The organism is Bradyrhizobium japonicum USDA 6 (genome assembly GCF_000284375.1).
Lineage (GTDB): Bacteria > Pseudomonadota > Alphaproteobacteria > Rhizobiales > Xanthobacteraceae > Bradyrhizobium > Bradyrhizobium japonicum.
In genome coordinates this window covers 769,902-792,932 of record NC_017249.1, presented here as the reverse complement: position 1 = coordinate 792,932, position 23,031 = coordinate 769,902, and the positions used below count along the sequence as shown (strand labels likewise).

At 65.9% G+C, this 23,031-nt stretch carries 19 protein-coding genes; 10 read left to right on the top strand and 9 right to left on the bottom strand.

Going from position 1 to position 23,031, the window contains the following annotated elements; translation table 11 throughout:
- The first annotated feature begins 2 nt into the window (after positions 1 to 2).
- The 10 genes from BJ6T_RS03690 (at position 3) to trxA (ending at position 14,847) form a co-directional block, all read left to right on the top strand.
- On the top strand, positions 3 to 713 hold the full coding sequence (locus BJ6T_RS03690) for an SDR family NAD(P)-dependent oxidoreductase (protein ID WP_014490936.1): 711 nt from the start codon (positions 3 to 5) through the stop codon (positions 711 to 713).
- An 11-nt stretch (positions 714 to 724) separates the two neighbouring features.
- On the top strand, positions 725 to 1,399 hold the full coding sequence (locus BJ6T_RS03685; RefSeq protein WP_014490935.1) for a cupin domain-containing protein: 675 nt from the start codon (positions 725 to 727) through the stop codon (positions 1,397 to 1,399).
- A 10-nt stretch (positions 1,400 to 1,409) separates the two neighbouring features.
- Positions 1,410 to 2,009 (top strand): TetR/AcrR family transcriptional regulator, encoded by a 600-nt coding sequence (locus BJ6T_RS03680; protein WP_014490934.1) that lies wholly within the window; start codon positions 1,410 to 1,412, stop codon positions 2,007 to 2,009.
- Between the two features lie 198 nt (positions 2,010 to 2,207).
- Positions 2,208 to 4,712, top strand: a complete 2,505-nt coding sequence (locus BJ6T_RS03675) for a sensor histidine kinase (RefSeq protein WP_014490933.1) — start codon at positions 2,208 to 2,210, stop codon at positions 4,710 to 4,712.
- Positions 4,709 to 6,277, top strand: a complete 1,569-nt coding sequence (locus tag BJ6T_RS03670) for a bifunctional tRNA (adenosine(37)-N6)-threonylcarbamoyltransferase complex ATPase subunit type 1 TsaE/phosphotransferase (protein WP_014490932.1) — start codon at positions 4,709 to 4,711, stop codon at positions 6,275 to 6,277. Before BJ6T_RS03675 ends, BJ6T_RS03670 begins: the two co-directional genes overlap by 4 nt.
- Before the next feature lie 89 nt (positions 6,278 to 6,366).
- Complete coding sequence (locus BJ6T_RS03665) at positions 6,367 to 6,684, top strand: PilZ domain-containing protein (RefSeq protein ID WP_014490931.1); 318 nt, start codon at positions 6,367 to 6,369, stop codon at positions 6,682 to 6,684.
- 155 nt (positions 6,685 to 6,839) lie between these two features.
- Entirely contained in the window at positions 6,840 to 7,562 is a 723-nt protein-coding gene (locus BJ6T_RS03660; protein WP_014490930.1) for a nucleotidyltransferase family protein, read from the top strand.
- A 244-nt stretch (positions 7,563 to 7,806) separates the two neighbouring features.
- Entirely contained in the window at positions 7,807 to 10,953 is a 3,147-nt protein-coding gene (addB, locus tag BJ6T_RS03655) for a double-strand break repair protein AddB (RefSeq protein WP_014490929.1), read from the top strand.
- Positions 10,947 to 14,459, top strand: a complete 3,513-nt coding sequence (gene addA, locus BJ6T_RS03650; protein WP_014490928.1) for a double-strand break repair helicase AddA — start codon at positions 10,947 to 10,949, stop codon at positions 14,457 to 14,459. Before addB ends, addA begins: the two co-directional genes overlap by 7 nt.
- Before the next feature lie 67 nt (positions 14,460 to 14,526).
- Positions 14,527 to 14,847, top strand: coding sequence for a thioredoxin (gene trxA / locus BJ6T_RS03645; protein WP_008540017.1), 321 nt, complete (start codon positions 14,527 to 14,529; stop codon positions 14,845 to 14,847).
- A gap of 153 nt (positions 14,848 to 15,000) precedes the next feature.
- Here trxA and BJ6T_RS03640 read toward each other — a convergent pair whose 3' ends face one another.
- From BJ6T_RS03640 to sppA, 9 genes are all read right to left on the bottom strand, one after another.
- A complete protein-coding gene (locus BJ6T_RS03640; RefSeq protein ID WP_014490927.1) occupies positions 15,001 to 15,741 on the bottom strand; it encodes a metallophosphoesterase family protein in 741 nt (246 codons plus the stop codon).
- 19 nt (positions 15,742 to 15,760) lie between these two features.
- On the bottom strand, positions 15,761 to 17,104 hold the full coding sequence (locus tag BJ6T_RS03635) for a bifunctional folylpolyglutamate synthase/dihydrofolate synthase (RefSeq protein WP_014490926.1): 1,344 nt from the start codon (positions 17,102 to 17,104) through the stop codon (positions 15,761 to 15,763).
- The gene (gene accD / locus BJ6T_RS03630; RefSeq protein WP_014490925.1) at positions 17,101 to 18,042 is read right to left on the bottom strand and encodes an acetyl-CoA carboxylase, carboxyltransferase subunit beta; all 942 of its coding nucleotides are present in this window, start codon (positions 18,040 to 18,042) and stop codon (positions 17,101 to 17,103) included. The genes BJ6T_RS03635 and accD overlap by 4 nt, the downstream gene beginning before the upstream one ends.
- 112 nt (positions 18,043 to 18,154) lie before the next feature.
- Complete coding sequence (gene trpA / locus BJ6T_RS03625) at positions 18,155 to 18,991, bottom strand: tryptophan synthase subunit alpha (RefSeq protein ID WP_014490924.1); 837 nt, start codon at positions 18,989 to 18,991, stop codon at positions 18,155 to 18,157.
- Positions 18,988 to 20,205, bottom strand: a complete 1,218-nt coding sequence (trpB, locus tag BJ6T_RS03620; RefSeq protein ID WP_014490923.1) for a tryptophan synthase subunit beta — start codon at positions 20,203 to 20,205, stop codon at positions 18,988 to 18,990. Before trpB ends, trpA begins: the two co-directional genes overlap by 4 nt.
- The gene (locus tag BJ6T_RS03615; protein ID WP_014490922.1) at positions 20,202 to 20,873 is read right to left on the bottom strand and encodes a phosphoribosylanthranilate isomerase; all 672 of its coding nucleotides are present in this window, start codon (positions 20,871 to 20,873) and stop codon (positions 20,202 to 20,204) included. Before BJ6T_RS03615 ends, trpB begins: the two co-directional genes overlap by 4 nt.
- A gap of 66 nt (positions 20,874 to 20,939) precedes the next feature.
- Positions 20,940 to 21,332 carry a lipopolysaccharide assembly protein LapA domain-containing protein gene (locus BJ6T_RS03610; protein WP_014490921.1) on the bottom strand — a complete coding sequence of 131 codons (393 nt, stop codon included), beginning with the start codon at positions 21,330 to 21,332 and terminating at the stop codon, positions 20,940 to 20,942.
- A 71-nt stretch (positions 21,333 to 21,403) separates the two neighbouring features.
- On the bottom strand, positions 21,404 to 21,709 hold the full coding sequence (locus BJ6T_RS03605; protein WP_007598410.1) for an integration host factor subunit beta: 306 nt from the start codon (positions 21,707 to 21,709) through the stop codon (positions 21,404 to 21,406).
- Positions 21,710 to 21,880: 171 nt separating this feature from the next.
- Positions 21,881 to 22,861 carry a signal peptide peptidase SppA gene (gene sppA / locus BJ6T_RS03600; protein WP_014490920.1) on the bottom strand — a complete coding sequence of 327 codons (981 nt, stop codon included), beginning with the start codon at positions 22,859 to 22,861 and terminating at the stop codon, positions 21,881 to 21,883.
- Positions 22,862 to 23,031 lie beyond the last annotated feature (170 nt).

Genomic DNA, 23,031 nt, shown 5'->3' with positions numbered 1-23,031 from the left:
CGATGTCCGGCACCGGACGGCCCAAATTGTTGATCACTGGAATTTCGGAAGGCCTCGGCGCCGATATCGCCGGCGTCTTTGCACAAGCAGGCTACGATGTGCTGGGCCTCTCACGAAGCGGCCGTGCGTCCGAGCAGATCGGCGCGGCGGTCGGACAAGCGGGTGGCAACTATACTCACATCACCTGCGATCTGACCCGAACAACCGAGGTTCAGCTCGCGCTTTCGCCCATTGCCGAACACATCGACGTGCTCGTTCACAACGCGCAACTCCTGATGATGCTGCCATTCGGTGATATCTCGCCGCAGGCCTTCGAGGAGGTTTGGCGCGTCGCCTGTTTTGGCGCGATGCTGGCGGCGCAAGCCATCCTTCCACACATGGCCGCGCGCAAAAGCGGCACCGTGATCTTCTCGGGGGCCACGGCTGGCCGCCGCGGCGCCGCCAACTTCACTGCGTTCGCGTCCGCCAAATTTGCGCTCCGCGGACCTGCTCAGGCGCTGGCGCGTGAGTTCGGCCCGAAGGGGGTGCATGTCACGCATGTCGTGATCGACGGCTTGATCGATACGCCGAAAACAGATCAGCGCTTCGGGCCCGCACAGGCCGGCCGGATGGATTCGCAAGCCATCGCGCGGGCCTATCTGCAACTCGCCACGCAGGAGCCGTCCGCATGGACCCAGGAGATGGACCTGCGTCCCTTCACCGAGAAGTTTTAGGAGACCGTATGATGGCGAATGATCGCGTCAATGCCGACTTCACCCAGCGCGTCGTCATCTCGACCGAGACCATGCCCTGGATTCCTTCGCCGCAGGCCGGCGTCGAGCGCCGCATGCTCGACCGCATCGGCGACGAAATCGCCCGCGCCACTTCGCTGGTCCGCTACGCGCCGGCAAGCTCGTTTCCCGCGCACGAGCATTCGCTAGGCGAAGAATTCCTGGTGCTGAGCGGTGTGTTTTCCGACGAGCACGGCGACTATCCAGTGGGAACGTACGTGCGAAATCCACCGCTCAGCCGTCACACACCGCGGACCGGGCCTGGTTGCACCATCCTCGTCAAGCTCCGGCAAATGGATCCGGGAGAGACGGACCGGGTGGTCATCAACACGGCCAGTGCCATGTGGAAAGAGGGCGAACGGGCCGGCGTGGCCACGCTGCCGCTCTGTGCCATCCCGGGCCGGGAAACGGTGATGCTGCAGCGATTGCGGCCCGGCACGATGCTGGAAGAAGTGGACTGCCGGGCAGGTGAGGAGATATTCATGCTGGAGGGCGAACTTCAGGACGGCCACGGCCAATACGGCAAGGGGACCTGGATCAGGAACCCACCTATGTTCCGACGTGCCCTTGGCTCAACCCACGGCGCGACCTACTGGTTGAAGCGAGATCATCTGCGCCCGATGCCATGACGGAGACTGCATGACGACGACGGCGCCGAAGCCGAGGTCAAAGACCGTAGAACAGATTCTCGATCTCGCCGAGACGATGATCCAGACGCGCGGCTATAGCGCCTTCAGCTATCAGGACATCGCCGACGGCCTCGGTATCCGCAAGGCGAGCATCCATTACTATTTTCCTTCCAAGGCCGACCTTGGAGCCGCCGTCATCGATCGCTATGTGGCGCGCTTCGATGAAGCCCTCGCGGCGATCGGTGAGGATCCGGAGAAATCGTCGTTGGCGGTGCTGGACTTCTATGTCGAGCCTTATGTCGGCTTCGCCAAGACCTCCGACCGCATCTGCCTGTGCGGTGCTCTGGCCGGCGAAATCCTGGCGTTGCCCCCGCCCCTCCGCTCCCGCGTCGACGGTTTTTTCCAAACCCATCAAGACTGGTTGACCAGAATTCTCAAGCGCGGCGCGAGTCGCGGCGAATTTGTCCTGGCGGCACCTCCAGCCAAGGTCGCACGCTTCATCTTCAGCGCCCTGCAGGGCGCGCTTCTGGTGAAGCGCGCCACGGGCGATGCGAGCCAGCTTCGCGACGTGATCACCGTCATGAAACTGCAGCTCGCCGCCGGTTCCTGACCTCGAGGGCTCCGGCAAAATACGAGCTCACATTGCAGTCGAATCAGCTGGTTACGGTGCCTCGGGCTGCTTTTTTCCCCGGTGGAGTTCTTGTTCACGATCTGGACTCTTACCGCTGGAGTCACGGTGGGGGTATTGTCGTTTGATTCGCGCGCGACGGGGGTCGCCGCGCGCAAATTCGTGCGATCTGGGGCAACTATGTCAGGCGTGATCGTGTCGATGCGTCGGACGCTGCTGTCGTGCACATCGTTGGCGCGCAACGGCTTGTTGGGAGGCGCTCTCGCGGCGCTGCTGCCGGCTGCGCCGGCTGAGGCTGCCGACCTCGTCGACACACTTTCCATAATGCTGGACTTCAACCGGCAGGAACTCGCGGTGCTGGCCACCGCGCTCGCGCTGCTCGGCTTCTCGGTCGTGGCCGCGATCCTGTTGATGCGCACGCGCGTGCGCACGGCGAACAACGAGGCGCGGCTGCGCGCGCGGATCGGGGAACTGCAACTCCAGTCCGATCGCTTCGGCGCGCTGCTGTTCGCCGAGCCGCAGATCCTCATCTCCTGGCCGGCCGGCGACAATCGCGCGCAGATTTCCGGCGACATCTCCATGGTGCTGCCGCGCGATTCCTCCCCCCAACGCGTCCTCGCGTTCGGAACATGGCTGCCGCCGGAGCCCGCGCTCCAAATGGATCACGCGGTCGATGCGTTGCGTGACCGCGGCGACGGGTTCCAGCTGACGCTGACCACCGCACACGGCCACACGCTGGAGGCCATCGGCCGCGCCATCGGCGGCCAGGCCATCGTCAGGATTCGCGAACTCTCCGGACTCCGGCGCGATCTGGCCGAGACCAATCTGCGTTACAAGGCGCTCGCCGACGAGACCGAGATGCTGCGCGGCTTCGCCGCCGCCGCCCCCTGGCCGATCTGGGCCAAGGCCGAGAATGGCGCGCTGAGCTACGCCAATCCGGCCTATGTGCGCGCGACCGAGGCAAGCAGCGTCACCGACGCCCAGCAGCGCAAGCTCGAGCTGCTCGACAGTGCCGACCGGACCGCGATGGAGCGGGGCCTGAAGGACGCGGCCAGTTTCACCTCGCGACTGCCGATCGTGATCGGCGGCGAGCGGCGCATCTACGACGTCCGCGCGGTCAAGGTCGGCAGCGGCAAGGTCGGCGTCGCCATCGATGCCAGCGAGGCGGATGGGCTGAGCTCGGCGCTGGTGCGGATGGCGGAGGCGCATCGGCGCACGCTGGACCAGCTCTCCTCGGGCGTTGCCGTGTTCGACGGCCACCGCCGGCTCGCCTTCTACAACGATTCCTACCGCCGGCTGTGGGACTTCGACCGCATCTTCCTCGACGCCAATCCCGACGATTCCAGCGTGCTCGACCAGCTCCGCGCAGCGCGCAAGCTGCCGGAGCAACCGGACTTCCGCGCCTGGAAGGCCAAGCTGCACGAGGCCTATCGCGCGGTCGAGACCGCCAAGGACACCTGGTACCTGCCCGACGGCCGCGCGCTCTCCGTCGTCACCACGCCGAATCCGGAAGGCGGCGTCACCTATCTGTTCGACGACGTCACCGAAAGCCTCGAGCTCGCCCGCCGCTTCGACGGCATGATCCGCGTCCAGCGCGAGACGCTGGACAGTCTCGCCGAGGGCGTCGCGGTGTTCGGCAGCAACGGCAGAGCGCAGCTGTTCAACCCGGCCTTCGTCCGGATGTGGAAGCTGTCGAGCGACGCCATGCGCGACGAGCCGCACATCCAGACCGTCGAAGGCTGGTGCCATCAGCTGTTCGACGACCCCGTGGTCTGGCGGCAGATCCGCGAGGCCGTCACCTCGATCGAGAGCCGCGCCGACGTGCCGCTGAAGCTGGAGCGCAAGGACGGCAGCGTGCTCGACGGCATGATCCGTCCGCTGCATGACGGCGCGACCATGCTGACGTTCCAGGACATCACCGACACCGAGAATGTCGAACGTGCGCTGCGCGAGCGCAACGAGGCGCTGGAGGCCGCCGACCAGATGAAGGTGGATTTCGTCCACCACGTCTCCTACGAGCTGCGCTCGCCGCTCACCACCATCATCGGCTTCGCGCATTTCCTCAGCGATCCCTCGACCGGGCCGCTGACGCCGAAACAGGCCGAATATCTCGACTACGTCACCAAATCGACCAACGCCCTGCTGGCGCTGACCAACAACATCCTGGATCTCGCCACGATCGACGCCGGCGCCATGAAGCTGGAACTCGGCCCCGTCGACGTCAGCAAGGCCATCGAGCTCGCCGCCGAGGGCATCCAGGACCGCCTCGCCACCGACCGCATCCGCCTCAAGGTCGAGATCGCGCCCGATATCGGCAGCTTCGTCGGCGACGAGAAGCGCGTGGTGCAGGTGCTCTATAACCTCCTCGCCAACGCCGTCGGGTTTTCTCCACAGGATTCCACCGTCGGCATCAGCGCGCGCCGCACCGAACGCAGCGTGGTCTTCACTGTGACAGATTCCGGGCCTGGAATACCTGCCGACATGAAGGACAAGGTGTTCAACTGGTTCGAAAGCCGCTCGCAGGGGTCGCGTCACCGCGGCGCCGGCCTCGGCCTGTCGCTGGTGCGCTCCTTCGTCGAGCTGCATGGCGGCAAGGTGCGGGTGGATTCGATCGTGGGCAGGGGCACGGTCGTGATCTGCGACTTCCCGACCGACCAGGCGGCGCATCGCGACGCCGCCGAATGACTGAACCGACCACATTCTCCGTCGCGCTTGTCAACGAGACGGCCACCGCACAATTGATGGCCGACCTCGCGTTGCTGGTCGGCCCCGGCGACGTCATCACCCTCACCGGCGATCTCGGTGCCGGCAAGACTGCGGCTGCGCGCGCCATGATCCGCTATCTCGCCGGTGACGAGGCGCTGGAAGTCCCGAGCCCGACCTTCACGCTGGTGCAGGGTTACGAGCTGCCGCCGTTTCCGGTGATGCACGCCGATCTCTACCGTGTCGAGGACGAGAGCGAGCTCGAGGAGATCGGCCTGTCGCCGCTTCCCGATGCCACGCTCGTCCTGATCGAATGGCCGGAGCGCGCCCCGTCGGCGATGCCGCAAGACCGCATCGACATCGCGCTGACGCACCGGCCGGCGCTGGGCTCGAATGCGCGCGCCGCCGACATCACAGGTTACGGCAAGGCCGCCGCGCAAGTCGCACGGCTGAAGGCGCTGCGGGAATTCCTCGAGGCATCCGGCTACATGGATGCAACGCGCAGGCGCATGGCCGGCGATGCCTCGACCCGCTCCTACGCGCGACTGCTGCGCGACGACGAGATCGTCATCCTCATGAACTTTCCGCAGCGGCCCGACGGCGCTGCGATGTACAACGGAAAATCCTACAGCGCGGCGGTGCATCTCGCCGAGAACGTCAAGCCCTTCGTCGCCATCGACGAGGGCCTGCGCGCGCAGGGCATCTCCGCGCCCGCGATCCATCATTCCGATCTCGACCACGGCTTCCTGATCACCGAAGATTTCGGCAGCGAAGGCGTGATCGAGGGCGATCCGCCGCGCCCGATTCCCGAGCGCTACGAGGCCGCAACCGACGTGCTGGCCGCGCTGCATCGCACGACGCTGCCGGAGACACTGCCGCTGGCGAGCCAGGCCTACGCTATTCCCGTCTTCGACACCGAAGCACTTCTGATCGAAATCGGGTTGATGCCGGAATGGTATCTGCCCGACCGCAATGCGCCGCTGAGCGACGGGAAGCGCGCAGAGTTTTTCGCGATGTGGCGCGAGCTGCTGAAGAAGCCGCTGGCCTCGCCGAGGACGTGGATCATCCGCGACTTCCACTCGCCCAATCTGATCTGGCTCGGGATGCGCACCGGCATCGCGCGCGTCGGTGTGATCGACTTCCAGGACACCGTGCTCGGACCACAATCCTACGACGTCGTCTCGCTGCTCCAGGATGCCCGCATCGACGTGCCCGAAAACCTCGAGCTGACGCTGCTGTCGCGCTACATCAAGGCGCGCCGCGCGGACGATGCGAGCTTCGATCCGGCTGGCTTCGCCGAGCTCTATGCGATCATGTCGGCGCAACGGAACACGCGCCTGCTCGGCACCTTCGCCCGCCTCAACCGCCGCGACGGTAAGCCGCATTATCTGCACCACCAGCCGCGGATCTGGACCTACCTCCAGCGCTCGCTGGCACATCCCGCGCTGGCGCACCTGCGCGACTGGTATCTCGCCAACGTCCCGCCGCCCCAAGGGGCGTCCCAAGAATCGTCTGAAGAGCTGCCTGAAGGCCAGCCCCAAGCCTGATTCGCGGCCCGATTTACCGCCTGTTAGCCATCGCATCGGTATCATCGCCCGCAGGCAGCCGGACAAGGACGGGGCTGGAGCAAGGGCAGATGGCGGTCAAGACGGACCATCGTGGCAACAGCCGGGTTGTTTTCGAGCGCGGGATACCGGCCCAGATGATGGGGATCGACGGCACCTGGCGGCGCGAGTGCACCATGGAGGACGTCTCCGAGAGCGGTGCCAAGCTGACCATCGACGGCTCGGTCGAAGGCCTGCATCTGAAGGAATTTTTTCTCCTGCTGTCGTCCACCGGACTTGCGTACCGGCGCTGCGAGCTGGCCTGGGTCAATGGCGACCAGATCGGCGTCAACTTTCTCAAGCTCGGCGACAAGAAGAAGAAGGCCCGTTCCACATCCGTTGGGGCGTGACGGCCACACCCGTCGTACAACCGTCACGGCAGGTGGTTAAGGCGGTTAAGACGCGGTGCGGCCGATTGCGGTCCGTGTTAGGATTGCTGCGTACGCGAACTTCAAAAGTTCTCAAGTCCAGGAATCCGGGAAAGACGAGTCTGAGAAAGCGAACGATGTCCGTCAAGCCGACCAAAGCCATGGTGCTCGCCGCGGGGTTCGGGCTGCGCATGCGTCCGTTGACGGAGAAGATGCCGAAGCCGCTCGTGCCGGTGGCCGGCCAGCCACTGCTGGACCATGTGCTCGACAAGCTCGGCGACGCCGGCGTGACCGAGGCGATCGTCAATGTGCACTATCTGCCGGACCAGATCATCAACCACACCGCATCCCGCCAGCATCCGCGCGTGACCATCTCGGACGAGCGCGACCAGGTGCTCGGCACCGGCGGTGGTGTGGTCAAGGCGCTGCCGCTGCTCGGCGACGCGCCGTTCTTCCATGTCAATTCCGACACGTTGTGGATCGACGGCGTGCGCTCGAACCTGGCGCGGCTTGCGGAAAACTTCGACCCTGAGCGCATGGACATCCTGCTCTTGATGGCACCGACCGCGACCAGCATCGGCTATAGCGGCCGCGGCGATTACGGCATGCTGCCCGACGGCGCCCTGCGCAAGCGCAAGGAAAAAGAGGTCGTTCCGTTCGTCTATGCCGGCGCGGCGATCCTGTCGCCGACGATCTTCGAAGGCGCGCCGCAGGGCGAGTTCTCGCTGACCAGGATGTTCGACCGCGCCAACGAGCAGGAGCGGCTGTTCGGCCTCCGCCTCGACGGCGTCTGGATGCATGTCGGCACGCCCGACGCCGTGCATGCGGCGGAAGAGGCATTTCTGGAGAGCGTGGCGTAAGGCCGCTCTCGCGTCCCGGACGCTGTGCGGCGCGAAGTGCCGCTCCGCAGAGCCGGGACCCAGCAAACTCACAAATTCGACCAAGCAGCATAGGCCCCGGCTCAGCAACGCGTCATTTCATGCCGCGTTGCGTCCGGGGCACGAGAGCGGCGTAAAGCGAACAGCGGGGACTATCTCCCCTCCACCCATATCCATTTGAATCCGCCTCCCTATATTGGCGCCTGATTCCCGAATCAGGCAGCCCATGCGCGTTTTCAGCGTTCCCATCTCAGTTCCGTTCCTGCGCACGGTCGTCTCGAGCCTGCTCGACGGCCGGCTGGTCGACGGATTCGAGGCGCGCAAGGAACCAGCGCGGCTCGCGGATGCCACGCTGTACCTGCCGACAAGGCGCGCCATGCGCGTCGTGCGCGAGATCTTTCTCGACGAGATGGCGGCCGATGCGGTGGTCCTGCCGCGCATCGTCGCGCTCGGCGACATCGACGAGGACGAACTCGCTTTCGCCGACGAGGGCGAGCAGTTCTCCGGCGCGGCGCCGCTCGATATTCCGCCGCGGCTTGGCGAGCTGGAACGGCGGCTGACGCTGGCGCAGCTCGTTGCTGCCTGGGCCAAGGGCCCGGTGCTGTCCCCGCTGGTGGTCGGCGGCCCCGCCTCGACGCTCGCGCTGGCCGGCGACCTCGCACGCCTGATCGACGACATGGTGACGCGCGGCGTCGACTGGAGCGCGCTCGACGGCCTGGTGCCTGACATGCTCGACCGCTACTGGCAGCACTCGCTCGAATTCCTGCGCATCGCGCGCATTGCCTGGCCCGGTCATCTCGCGGAGATCAACCGGATCGAGCCCGCGGCGCGGCGCGATCTCCTCATCGCTGCGGAAGCCAGGCGGTTGACCGCGCATCCCCATGGTCCGGTGATCGCCGCCGGCTCCACCGGCTCGATGCCGGCCACCGCAAAATTCCTGCATGCGGTCGCGTCGCTACCGCATGGCGCGGTGGTGCTGCCGGGCCTCGACACCGATCTGGACGAGGACGCCTGGCGAACCATCGGCGGCGTACGCGACTCGCTCGGTAAATTCGTGGAGCATCCGGCGTCGAACCATCCGCAATATGCCATGCACGCGCTGCTGGATCGCTTCGGCATCAAGCGCAGCGACGTCGACATCCTCCAGCCGCCAGCAGAAGGCGGCCGCGATCTGCTCGCATCGGAATCGATGCGGCCGTCTGCCAGGACGGAAGTCTGGCACGACCGGCTGAAGCAGCCTGATGTCGCCGCGAAGATCGCGGGCGGCATGACGAATCTCGCGATCGTCGAAGCCCCCAATCCTGAAATGGAAGCGCTTGCGATCGCCATTGCGATGCGCGAGGCACGCCATCTCGACAAATCGGCGGCGCTGGTGACGCCCGACCGCGCGCTGGCGCGGCGGGTGATGGCCGCACTGACGCGATGGGATCTCGCCTTCGACGATTCCGGCGGCGACGTGCTGATGGAAACATCCGCCGGCGTTTTTGCACGTCTGGCATCGGAAGCGGCGACCAAGGGATTAGAGCCGCCGACGCTGCTGGCGATGCTGAAGCATCCGCTGTGCCGGCTTGGCCGGCTGCCTGGCGGATGGAAGGCGGCGATCGAGGGCCTCGAGCTTGCGGTCTTGCGCGGCACGCGGCCGCCTGCGGGCACCGCGGGCCTGCTGCGCGAATTCAATCGTTTCCGCGAGGAGCTGGCAAAGCTGTGGCGCAAGGAGGTCTCTGCGCTCCACCACGCGGAACCGCGCGCGCGTCTGAAGGCGGAGGACCTCGATCGCATCCAGGCGCTGATCGATGCCCTGCGACAAGCGTTGGCGCCGATCGAGAGTCTCGCGTCATCGAAACCGTACGACTTCGCCGAGCTCGCGCACCGGCATCGCGAGATCATGATCGAGCTGTCGCGCGACGAGCAGGGCATCCCGCTCGCCTTCGAGGAGCGCGAGGGCCTGGCGCTCGCAGCCGCCTTCGACGACCTCCTGCGCGGCGGCACCACCAGCGGATTGATGGTGACGCTGCCTGACTATGCCGACGTTTTCCAGACCGCGTTCAGCGACCGGGCCGTGCGGCGGCGGGACAGACCCGGCGCGCGGCTGCAGATCTACGGCCCGCTGGAATCGCGCCTGATGCAGGCGGACCGGATCATCATCGGCGGCCTGATCGAGGGCGTCTGGCCGCCGGCGCCGCGCATCGATCCCTGGCTCAGCCGGCCGATGCGGCACGAGCTTGGCCTTGATCTGCCGGAGCGCCGCATCGGCCTCTCCGCACACGACTTCGCGCAACTGCTCGGCGGTGACGAGGTGATCCTGACCCATTCCGCGAAGGCCGGCGGCGCACCGGCGGTCGCCTCGCGCTTCCTGCACCGGTTAGAGGCGGTCGCGGGCGACGAGCTCTGGAAGACGGCCATCCGCGCGGGCGAAAAATACGTGCAGTTTGCGGGCGCGCTGGACCAGCCCGACGAGGTCAGGCCGGTCAAGCAGCCCGAGCCGCGGCCGCCGCGCGCGACGCGACCGCTGAAGATGTCGGTGACCGCGATCGAGGACTGGCTGCGCGATCCCTACACGATCTACGCAAAGCACATTTTGCGGCTCGACGCGCTCGACCCCGTCGACATGCCGCTGTCGGCCGCCGACCGCGGCTCGGCGATCCACGATGCGCTCGGCGAGTTCACGGAAAGCTACGCCACGCGCCTGCCCGCCGATCCCGCGCGCGTGCTGCGCGCGATCGGCGAAAAATATTTTGCGCCGCTGATGGAGCGTCCCGAGGCGCGCGCACTGTGGTGGCCGCGTTTCCAGCGCATCGCGCGCTGGTTCGGCGAATGGGAGACGGCACGCCGCGACGTGATCGAGGTCATCACGGCGGAGACCCGTGGCGAGATCTCGATCCGGCTTGACCACGAGCGCAGCTTCCAGCTCTCCGCCCGCGCCGACCGGATCGAGCGGCGCCAGGGCGGCAGCTATGCCATCCTCGACTACAAGACCGGGCAGCCGCCGACCGGCAAGCAGGTCCGCATGGGCCTGTCGCCGCAGCTGACGCTGGAAGCCGCGATCCTGCGCGAGGGCGGATTCCCTGACATCGACGCGGGTTCGTCCGTCAGCCAGCTCGTCTATGTGCGCCTGAGCGGCAACAATCCACCCGGCGAGGAGCGCATCCTCGAGCTCAAGTATAGGCAAGGCGACGAGCCGCAGCCGCCCGACACGGCCGCCGCCGAAGCACGGGCCAAGCTGGAGGCGCTGATCCGTGCCTTCGAGGACGAGAGCCAGGCGTACACCTCGCTGAACCTTCCGATGTGGACCAACCGCTACGGCACCTATGACGACCTCGCCCGGATCAAGGAATGGTCCGCGGCCGGCGGTTTGGGGATCGAGGAATGGTGAAGCTGCCGCGTCCCATTCCCGACGAGGTGCGTGCGCGGCAGGCGCGCGCGTCCGATCCGACAGCGTCGGCGTTCGTGTCGGCCAATGCCGGCTCGGGCAAGACCCATGTGCTGGTGCAGCGCGTGATCCGCCTGCTGCTGTCGGGCGTGCCGCCGGAAAAGATCCTCTGCATCACCTTCACCAAGGCCGCCGCCGCCAACATGGCCGAACGCGTGTTCACGACGCTCGGCCATTGGGTGACGCTGGACGACAACGCGCTCGACGCGGCGATCAAGGCGGTCGGCATCCCACATCCCGATCGAAAACTACGCCGCGAAGCACGAAAGCTGTTCGCATGCGCGCTGGAGACGCCGGGCGGGTTGAAGGTGCAGACCATCCATGCGTTGTGCACCCGCCTCCTCCAGCAATTTCCGTTCGAGGCCAATGTTCCCGCGCGCTTCGCCGTGATCGACGAGCGCGACCAGACCGACATGATGGAGCGTGCCAATCTGAAGGTGCTGCTCGAAGCCGCGCGCGATCCGGAGACCGTCACCGGCCGCGCGCTGCTCACCGCGATGGCGAGCGCGGCCGACGTCACTTTCAAGGAGGTCGTGCGCGAGGCCTGTCTCAGCCGCGATCATTTCATGGCCTGGACCGACGAGGCCGGCAACGCAGAGGCTGCCGCCGCGCAAATGGCGGCGGTGCTGGGCGTTGATGCGAGCGATCGGATCGAGGACGTCGAGATGGAAATTCTCGATGGCCCATTCCTGCCGCGGTCGCGCTGGGACGAAGTTATCCTTGCACTCGATGGTGGCAACAAGACCGAGAGGGATCAAGGCGACTGCTTACGTTCGGCGAAGGCGTTCTCAGGCAGCGCGCAAGTGGATGCTTATCTTGGGGTCTTTCTCACCGATGAAAAGAAGCAACCCCGCAAGACGTTGCTAACTAAACAATTTTGCAAAGATTATCCGTCTGTCGCTCACCTATTCGAGCGCGAGGCGCAGCGGCTCGACGCTCTGATCGAGAAGCGTCGAGCCGTGACAGTTCGCGACCGCACCGCGGCCCTGCTGCACATCGCGACCGCGGCCGCCGCAAACTACCGCCGTGAGAAGCAGGAGCGCGGGCTGCTCGACTACGACGACCTCATCGACAAGACGCTGGCGATGCTCGACCGCGTCTCCTCGGGCTGGGTGCATTTCAAGCTCGACCGCGGCGTCGATCACGTTCTGATCGACGAGGCCCAGGACACCAGCCCGCGGCAATGGGACATCGTCGCGCACATCATTTCGGAGTTCACCGCCGGTGAAGGCGCACGCGAAGGGCTGACCCGCACGGTCTTCGCCGTCGGCGACGAGAAGCAGTCGATCTTCTCCTTTCAGGGCGCCCAGCCCCGAGAATTCGACGCGCGCCGGCGCGAGCTGCACCGCAAGTTCACCGCCGCCGGGCTGAAGTTCGATCCGGTCGCCTTCACCTATTCGTTCCGTTCGGGCGCGGCGATCCTGCACTCGGTCGACCACGTCTTCCGCGAGCCCCAGATCTACAAGAGCATCCATTCGGTCGAGATCGGCCATCCCCTGCACAATGCGCTCGCCGATGCGGGCCCGAGCGTGATCGAGCTGTGGGATCTCGCCGAGGTCGATGACAGGCAGGAGATCGAGGGCTGGCGCGCGCCGTTCGATGGCGTCGCCGCCACCAGCCCCGAGGTGAAGCTCGCCCGCCGCATCCAGACCGAGATCAAGCAACTGGTCGAGAGCGGCACGCTGACCGGGCATGAAGGCGAGCGCCGCCCCCTGCGCTATGGCGACATGCTGATCCTGGTGCGCCGGCGCGGCAATGCGTTCGACGCCGTGATCCAGGCGCTGAAGCACGCCAACGTTCCGGTCGCCGGCGCCGACCGGCTGAAGCTGACCGAGCACATCGCGATCATCGACCTGATGAATCTTGCGGACGCGCTGCTGCTGCCGCAGGACGATCTCGCGCTCGCGGTTGCGCTGAAGAGCCCTCTGTTCGGGCTTGATGACGACGACCTGTTTCAGCTCGCCTGGGGCCGCAAGGGCTCGCTGCGCCGCGCGCTTGCCGAACATGCCGCCACAAGCGAGACGTTCGCCACGGCACTGCGGCGGCTTGAAGCCTGCGAGGCGCGGTCGCGCGACGAGCCTCCGTTCGCCTTCTACGCCTGGCTGCTCGGCGGCGACGGCGGACGCGCGCGCATCCTGCGCCGGCTCGGCCATGAGGCTAACGACGCGCTCGACGAGTTTCTGGAGCTGGCGCTGAATTACGAACGCAAGGCACCGGCCTCGCTGCAGGGTTTCATGGCCTGGCTGCGCTCGGCCGACACCGAGGTGAAGCGTGACATGGAGATCTCGCGTGACGAGGTGCGGGTCATGACCGTGCACGGCGCCAAGGGCCTCGAAGCCTCCGTCGTGTTCATGGTCGACACGACATCATCGCCCGCGGATTCGCAGCGGGTCCGGCTGATCCACGTGCCGCGCGGCAATGGCGGCGAAGTCGTGGTCTGGGCCGGGCGCAAGGCCGATGATCCCAAGCCCGTCGCCGACGCACGCAAGGCCATGATCGAGGAGACCGAGGACGAGTATCGCCGCCTCCTCTATGTCGCGATGACGCGCGCGGCCGATCGGCTGATCGTCGGCGGCTGCATGCCCGGCAACATGAAGACGGTGCGCAAGCTGAGCTGGTACGATTTGATCGACACCGGGCTCACCGGCTCGGGCCTGGACAAGCAGACGATCGAGACGACGCTCGGCAAGGTGACCCGGTTCGCCCGTCCGGAGGATGTCGCGGCGCTCGGCACGCCTGCGATGTTGGAAGACCAATCGATCGCATTGCCGGACTGGCTGCGGACGCCGTTACCGCGCGAGAGCGTCGATGATGATCCCGTGCGCCCCTCCGGCCAGTCGGCCGAGGAAGGCCGTAGCGTGCGATCAGGCGAATCGGTGCAGTCGCGCGCGCTGGCGCTGCAGCGCGGCACGCTGGTGCACCGGCTGCTGCAATCCCTCCCCGACATCGCCCCCGAGCGCCGGCGCGACGCCGCGCTTGGCTTCATGGTGCGCAACGCGCCCGACTGGACGGAGGCCGACCGGACCGGGCTGGCCGGCAAGGTTCTCGCCCTGATCGCCGAACCGCGCTTTGCCCCGGTGTTTGCCGCCGGCAGCCGTGCCGAGGTCTCGATCGTCGGCCGATTGGACCGGCCGGGCCGGCCGCCAGCGCTGGTGTCGGGGCAGATTGACCGGCTGGTCGTTCGTCCGGACGAGGTTCTGATCGTCGATTTCAAGACCAACCAGGCGGCGCCCAAAAGCGCCGCGGAGGCGCCCGCCGCCTATGTCCGGCAGCTTGCGCTGTACCGGGCGGTGCTGGCGCGGCTTTATCCCCAAAAGCCGATCAGGGCGGTCCTGCTCTGGACCGAGGCCCTTGAATACATGGAGATTTCAGCCCCCGCGCTGGACGCGGCGCTGGCATCCCTTCATGTCGGCGTGAGCGTCCTTGACCCGGCAAGGGGCCGTTCATAGGTTGACGCCATGATCCCAAGCGCGATTCCCATCCGCGCCGATTCTTTCAACCCAGTGAGGTACTCCAATGGCCGTTAGCAAGGTTTCCGACGCCGATTTCGAAGCCGAAGTGCTCAAGGCGAACGGCCCCGTGGTCGTCGATTTCTGGGCCGAATGGTGCGGCCCCTGCCGCATGATCGCACCCGCACTCGACGAGATCGCCGGCGCGATGGGCGACAAGGTCAAGATCGTGAAGCTCAACGTCGACGAGAGCCCGAAGACCGCGTCGAAATACGGCGTGATGTCGATCCCGACGCTGATGATCTTCAAGGGCGGCGAGATGGCCTCCCGCCAGGTCGGCGCAGCGCCGAAGGCGAAGCTTCAGCAGTGGATCACGTCGGCGGTCTGATCGACGGCGCGATCGAAGAGTTTGTGCAACGGCCGGCGTCATGCCGGCCGTTTTGTTTACGTAGCCAGGATAGAACGCAGCGAAATCCGGGATTCTTGCCATAAGCGATAGCGGCCCCGGATTGCGCTGCGCTCCATCCGGGCTACGAAAGCCCTACTTGATCCAGCCCGTCGCCAACGCGTTCGCCAGCTCGGGCTGGCCATTGTGGCGTGCGAGCGCGGCCATCGCCTCGTGGTCATATGCGACGTGCCGGAACGTCACCTGCCATGCACTCCCGACCAGCTCGAGAATCGCGTAGCGCGCGTGCGGCGTGCCGGCTTCGACGACATGCGGGAATGGATGCACGTCGCGATAGCCGGGGCTGCCGACGCTGCCGGGATTGACGATCAGCCGGCCGTCGCGCAGCCGCACCGCGCGGGCGAGATGGGTGTGGGCGCAGAGGATCAGCGACTGCGTGACGCCTTGCGCGAACTGCTCGATGCGGTCGAGCGGCGAGAGCGCCACCGAGCCGTCGGGATGCACGGTATCGAGCCAATAGACCTCGTCGTCATCAGGCGTCGCATGGCAGAGGAAAACCTGCTCGCGAAACACCCGCGTCATCGGCTGCGCGCGCAGCCAGTCGATTTGCTCGGCGTTGAGCGCTGCATGGGCCGGACGGTCCCATGAGCCCATCTTTTCCGGCGGGCGGTCGAGCAGGTAGCGGTCGTGATTGCCGAGCACGTGCACGGCGTCGAGCTGCATCAGGATCTCGATGGTTCGTCGCGCATCGAGCGGGCCGCTCAGCATGTCGCCGAGATTGACGATATCGGCAATGCCCTGCGCACGGATGTCGGCGAGCACCGCCTCCAGCGCGAGATGGTTTCCGTGGACGTCGGCAATCGCGGCGAATCGCATTGGCATTCCTGTAGCCCCTCTATGCAGGAGGCGTGCCGTTGATGCCCAGCACATGGCCAGCAAGATAAAGCGAGCCCGTGATCAGGATGCGCGGCGGCACCTCGTAGGCGAGCTTCGCCAGGCCGCGCAGCGCGGCTTCGATGCCGGGCGCGGTCTCGACGCGCATGCCGAGGCTGCGCGCGGCATCCGCGAGGCGGTCGACCGGCATTGCATTCTCTGTGTCGGGGATCGGCACCGCGATGATGTGACGGGTCAGGCCGGCGAAATTGGCGAGAAAACCTTGCGCGTCCTTGTTGGCCATCATGCCCGCGATCACGACAAGCGGACGCGACACCCGCTCTTCGAGATCGCCGAGCGCGGCTGCCGCGACGCGCCCGCCTTCGGCATTGTGGCCGCCGTCGAGCCAGATCTCCGAGCCCTGCGGTCCCCAGCCGAGAAGTTCGCCTGCGGTGATGCGCTGCATCCGCGCGGGCCATTCGGCGCCGACGATACCCGCCTCGAAGGCCGCCTGGTTGACCTTGAAAGTCGGAATCGCGCGCAGCGTTGCGATCGCGAGCCCCGCATTGTCGAACTGGTGGCGGCCGAACAGCCGCGGTGCCGTGAGATCCATCAGGCCGCGGTCATCGGAATAGACCAGACGCCCGTGCTCGACATTGACGTGCCAGCTCTCGCCCGCGGCAAACAGCGGCGCGCGCACGCGTTTGGCCTGCGCCTCGATCACGGCCATCGCCTCGCCCGTCTGCTCGGCGCAAATCACGGGCACGCCGCGCTTGATGATCGCCGCCTTCTCGCCGGCGATGGAGGTCAGCGTATCGCCGAGGAAATCCATATGATCCATGCTGATCGGTGTGATCACGCACGCCGCCGGCGCATCGATCACATTGGTCGAATCGAGCCGGCCGCCGAGGCCGACCTCAAGCAGCACGACATCGGCGGGGTTCTGCGCGAACAGATGAAGCGCCGCGGCGGTCTTCAGCTCGAACACGGTCGCGGCTTCACCGGCATTGACCCGCTCGACCTCCTCCAGCGCCGCGCGCAATTCGTCGTCGCCGACGAGCACCCCGCCGCCGACGCGGCCGAGCCGGAAGCATTCGTTGATGCGGACGAGATAGGGCGAGGTGTAGGCATGGACCCGCAGGCCGGCGGCCTCCAGCGTCGCGCGCAGATAAGCGAGCGTCGAGCCCTTGCCGTTGGTGCCGGCGATGTGGATCACCGGCGGTAGTTTGCTTTCAGGATGGCCGAGCCGCTCGAGCAGACGGTGCATCCGCTCCAGCCCGAGATCGATGCGCTTCTGATGCAGGGCCGACAGCCGCCCGATCAATTCGCCGAGCGGCGGCTTTGCGCTGTCAGAGGAGGCGTTCACGCGTGCGGCGCGGCCGGCGCCGTCTCGGCGGCCGAGACGATCTGCGCCGGACTGACCACCGGCTGCACCGATTTCGATGCGCCTTCCTGCGCCGGCGCCTTGGTCAGCAGGCGGCAGAGCCGCGCCAGGGTCGGGCGCAGTTCGTGACGATGCACGACCATGTCGACCATGCCGTGATCCTTCAGATATTCGGCACGCTGGAAGCCTTCCGGCAATTTCTCGCGGATGGTCTGCTCGATCACGCGCGCGCCGGCGAAGCCGATCAGCGCGCCGGGCTCGGCGATCTGGACGTCACCCAGCATCGCATAGGACGCGGTGACGCCGCCGGTGGTCGGATTGGTCAGCACGACGATGTAGGGCTGTTTCGCCTCGCGCAGCATCTGCACCGCGACCGTGGTGCGCGGCATCTGCATCAGCGACAGGATGCCTTCCTGCATGCGCGCGCCGCCGCTCGCGGCGAACACGATGAACGGCGACTTCTTCTCGACCGCGAGCTCCAGCCCACGCACGATGGCTTCGCCCGCGGCCATGCCGAGCGAGCCGCCCATGAAATCGAAATCCTGCACGGCGACGACGACGGCGGCGCCTTCGAGCTTGCCGTAGCCGACCTTGATCGCGTCGTTCAGATTGGTGCGCGCGCGGGCATCCTTGATGCGGTCGGCGTATTTTTTCTCGTCACGGAACTTGAGCGGATCGGGCGTGACGTCGGGCAGCGCGACGTCGTACCAGGTCTCGTTGTCGAAGATCGACTTCAGACGCGCCACCGCACCCATGCGCATGTGGTAGTTCGAGCCGGGGATGACGAACTGGTTGGCCTCGACGTCCTTGTAGAACACGAGCTGTCCGGAATCCGGGCACTTGATCCACAGATTCTCCGGCGTCTCCCGCCGCAGCATGTTGCGGATCTTCGGCCGGACCACATTGGTAAGCCAGTTCATGGTTTGCTCCGATGTGCGAGCCCCGCGGAAGGGCCGCCTGAAGGATATATGGCGGCCGGGCCTCTGCCCGGCAAGCCGCCGTGTTCGCCCGCCCCAGAAGCGGAATTATGGCCTATTCGGCCGCAGCTTTCGCGCCCTTGACACCCTGGGCCAGGGCCGCCGTCAATTCGGCAACGGCGTTAACGGTTTTGGCGGTTGCGCGACCCTCGGCATCGAGGCTGTTCTTGAGTGCATCGACCAGTGCCGTGCCGACCACCGAACCATCGGCTTTCTCGGCAATGGCGCGCGCCGACTCCGGCGTGCGGATGCCAAAACCAACGCAGATCGGCAGCTTGGTATGCCGCTTGATGCGAGCGACAGCTTCACCGACGGCATTCGCGTCCGCCGCCGCGGCACCGGTGATGCCGGCGATAGAGACGTAATAGACAAAGCCTGATGTGTTCGCGAGCACCGCGGGCAGGCGCTTGTCGTCGGTGGTCGGGGTCGCGAGGCGAATGAAGTTCAGGCCCGCCTTCAGCGCGGGAATGCAGAGCTCGTCGTCTTCCTCCGGCGGCAAATCGACGATGATCAGGCCGTCAACGCCGGCCGTCTTGGCATCGGCCAAAAACTTGTCGACGCCGTAAATGTAGATCGGATTGTAATAGCCCATCAGCACCAGCGGCGTGACGTTGTCGTCCTTGCGGAAGTCGCGCACCAGTTCCAGCGTCTTCTTCAAGGTCATGCCGTTCTTGAGCGCGCGCAGACCTGCAGCCTGAATCGAGGGACCATCCGCCATCGGATCGGTGAAGGGAATGCCGAGTTCGATGACGTCGGCGCCTGCCTTGGGCAGCGCCTTGACGATATCGAGCGACGTCGCGAGATCGGGATCGCCGGCCATCACATAGGTGACGAAGGCCGAGCGGCCCGCTTTCTTCAGCTCGGCGAAACGGGTGTCGATACGCGTGGTCACTTGTTCTTGCCCCTCAGGATGTCGCCGACCTGCGGGACGTCCTTGTCGCCGCGGCCGGAGAGATTGACGACCATCAGGTGATCTCTCGGCCGCTTCGGCGCGAGCTCCATCACCTTGGCGATGGCATGCGCGGGCTCGAGCGCGGGGATGATGCCTTCGAGCCGCGACAGCAATTGGAATGCCGCAAGCGCCTCGTCATCGGTCGCGGAGAGATAGTTGACGCGGCCGATCTCGTGCAGCCAGGAATGCTCGGGGCCGATGCCGGGATAGTCAAGGCCGGCGGAGATCGAATGCGCGTCCTGGATCTGGCCGTCCGCATCCATCAAGAGATAAGTGCGGTTACCGTGCAGCACGCCGGGACGGCCGCCCGCGATCGAGGCCGCATGCAATTGCGTGAGCCCATGGCCGGCGGCTTCGACGCCGAAGATTTCGACGGAGGGATCGTCGAGGAACGGATGAAACAGGCCCATCGCGTTCGAGCCGCCGCCGATGCAGGCGACCAGCGAATCCGGCAGGCGGCCCTCGACCTCCTGCATCTGCGTCTTGGTCTCGTTGCCGATGATCGACTGGAAGTCGCGCACCAGCGTCGGATAGGGATGGGGGCCCGCCACCGTGCCGATGCAATAGAACGTGTTGTGCACGTTGGTGACCCAGTCGCGCAGCGCCTCGTTCATGGCGTCCTTCAGCGTGCGCGTGCCCGACTGCACCGGGACCACCGTCGCGCCCAGCATCTCCATGCGGATGACATTGGGCTGCTGCCGCTCGACGTCGACGGCGCCCATATAGACCACGCATTCGAGGCCGAAGCGCGCGCACAGCGTTGCGGTGGCGACGCCGTGCTGGCCGGCACCGGTCTCGGCGATGATGCGCTTCTTGCCCATGCGCCGCGCCAGCATGATCTGGCCGAGCACATTGTTCACCTTGTGCGAACCGGTGTGGTTGAGCTCTTCGCGCTTGAGGTAAATCTTGGCGCCGCCGAGATGCTCGGTGAGGCGCTCGGCGAAATAGAGCGGCGAAGGCCGGCCGACATAGTTCTTGAGATAGCCGTTCATCTCGGCCTGGAACGCCGGATCGGCCTTGGCCGCCGTGTAGGCCTTCTCGAGATCGAGGATCAGCGGCATCAGGGTTTCGGCGACGAAGCGGCCGCCGAAAATGCCGAAGTGCCCGCGCTCGTCGGGACCGCTGCGGTAGGAATTTGGTTTGGCGATGTTCATCGAACGCTCAACTCTTGACTTGCATCTTGGGTGGCGCGCGCGGCGCGAATGAAGGCCTTGATCATCTCGGGATCCTTGACGCCGGAGGCGCTCTCGACACCGGAGGAGACGTCGACGCCGCCGGCGCGCGTGACCCGAACAGCCTCGGCGACGTTGTGGGCATCAAGTCCGCCCGAGACCATATACGGCAGCTTGAGTTCCAGGTTTTCGAGCAGATGCCAATCGAAGGCCGCGCCGAGGCCGCCTGGACGTGTCGCATCCTTCGGCGCACGCGCGTCGAACAGGATGCGATCGGCAACCTCGGCGTAGCCAGGCAGCACGGCGAGATCGGCGGCGGTTGCGACCGGCACCGCTTTCATCACCGGGCGGCCGAACCGCTGCTTGATGTCGCGCAGGCGCGCGACGCTCTCCTTGCCGTGGAGCTGAAGGATATCCGGCGACAGCGCGTCCATGATGTTGTCGAGCGTGGCGTCGTCGGCATCGACCGTGAGCGCGACCTTGAGCGCGCGCCGCTTCACCTGGCGGCCGAGGTCGCGGCCAAGCTCCAGAGAGACGTGCCGCGGCGACGGCGGAAAGAACACGAACCCCACCATGTCGGCGCCGGCGTCGAGCGCTGTTTCGAGCGTCTCGCGCGTGGACAGGCCACAGATTTTGACGAGCAGGGACATGGTCTCAAAGCAGGTGAAGGCCGCAGGTCTGCGGCCGTAAAACCGGGTTTTCGGTTGCGGCCGCTTCTACAACGTCGCGCGCTGCTTGTCTCGCCCGATGGGCCCGTAAAGGCCAACCCCGGCGGGAACGGGGAGGTGCCGGGGCTGGGGCTTCGCTGCGGCCGCCTGGGCCCGCAGATCGGCCAATTCTGTCCTGGCAGCCCGTGCATCCGCATCATTCCGGCGCGCCGCGCGCCGCCAGTGCCGCTGGCCGAGCCAGACCGCGCAGCCTCCCGCGAGGACCCCGAGGGCCGCCACCAGGATGAGGAGCAGGAACAGCGGCAACGTCACCGACAATGACGGGTCGTTCGTAATGAAGGGGTCGAAAGAGACTGTGACGAGATGCCGGTTGGCGACGGCGAAGGTCACCAGGATCAGGCCTACCGGAATCACGATCAGCGCGGTCAGGAACTTTCGCATCTCGCTTCGCTCGCCTTGAATCAAGCTTCCGGCCGCCTCTCTCGCGACCGCGGAAAACCCTGGCGCCGGTCTCAGTCTGGCGCGCCTGGATCCGGATGGTCGCGGTTCAGCCGTTCGCGCATTTCCTTGCCGGTCTTGAAGAACGGAACGCTCTTCTGGTCGACGGGCACATGGGCGCCGGTGCGCGGATTGCGCCCTGCGCGCGCAGGGCGATGCTTGACCGAGAAGGCACCGAAGCCGCGCAACTCGACGCGATCACCGCGCGCGAGAGCCGCTACGATCTCTTCGAGAATCGCATTCACAATGTTCTCGACATCCCGCTGGTACAGATGCGGGTTGTGCTCGGCGATACGCTGAACAAGTTCGGATTTGATCATCGAGAGATAGGACCCGGAAGCGTGCGGATGACCATTTCCGTGAAAATACTGTGATCTGTCAAGACGCTAAATGAAGGTTGAGCGTCGGGAAAATGCGTGACAAATGCCGAAAAAGCGGGCTGCCCCGCTACCCGCCAGACGGGAAAAGCCTCTGAAGCTCGCCCGGTTCCATCAATTTGACGCGGCCGGCTGCCACAGGGCCAGCATTCCATCCATTCCGAGCCGATCGACAGCCTGCGCGACGCCGGTTTGCCCGATCTGATGCGCAATCGAGCCTAAACCAAGCGCTTCCAGCGTGACGACGGCAGCCGTTTTGAGGAACGGCAGATCGCCGAAGCGGGGCTGGAGCTTGTAATCGCGGACGGTGAGGCCCTTCTTGACGCCCTTCTGCTCGACCAGCCAGGTCACGGCGGTCTTCTCGTCGCCGAGCTGATCGATCAGCTTGAGATCGATCGCCTGGCGTCCGGTGAAGACGCGGCCATCGGCGACTTTTTCGAGCTGCGTGTCATCCATGCCACGCCGCTCCTTCACCAATCCCTTGAACCAGGCATAGGAATCCTTCACCAGCGCATCGAGCGCGGCGCGGGCCTCGGGGCTGGTCGGCTCAAAACCATTCGGCGCGGCCTTCAGCGGCGAGGATTTGACCTCCTCGACCTTCACACCGACGGTCTTCAGCAGCTCCGTGACGTTGGGAAACTGGAACAGCACGCCGATCGAACCGACCAGCGAGCTCTGCTGTGCAATGATGTGGTCGCTCGCGATCGCGGTGATGTAACCACCGGACGCGGCGAGGCCTTCGACCACGACAACCAGCGGCTTCTTCGCCTTCAGCCGCACAAGCGAGTCATAAAGCTGCTCGGAGCCGGCGGTGGTGCCACCCGGCGAGTTGATGTGAACGATGACGGCGGCGGCCTGCGAGTTCTCCAGTCGCTCCAGCGCCTGGGTGCGATCGGAGTCGCTGCGGATCAGGCCATCGATCTGGACCCGCGCGATCGAACCGGCGGATGCGAACGTGCCGCGCGCACCGGGTGTCGCGATCAGCGCGAAGCCCGCAATCGCCGCGATCGCGATCAGCGCAGCCATCACGCGCCAGAACGTCAGCTTGCGACGAATCCTGCGGCGATCGACGATGATGTCCGAATCGAGCGACATCGGAATATCTCCAAATGAAAGGCTGGGCGCGTTGTGCCGTCACAGCGTGACCATTGGCTTATCTGGATACATCAATTGCGGCGTAATTTGAAGAAAACAAGGCTGGCGTAGCCCGGATGGAGCGCAGCGCAATCGAGGACCGCTTTCGATCGTGGCAAGACTCCGGATTT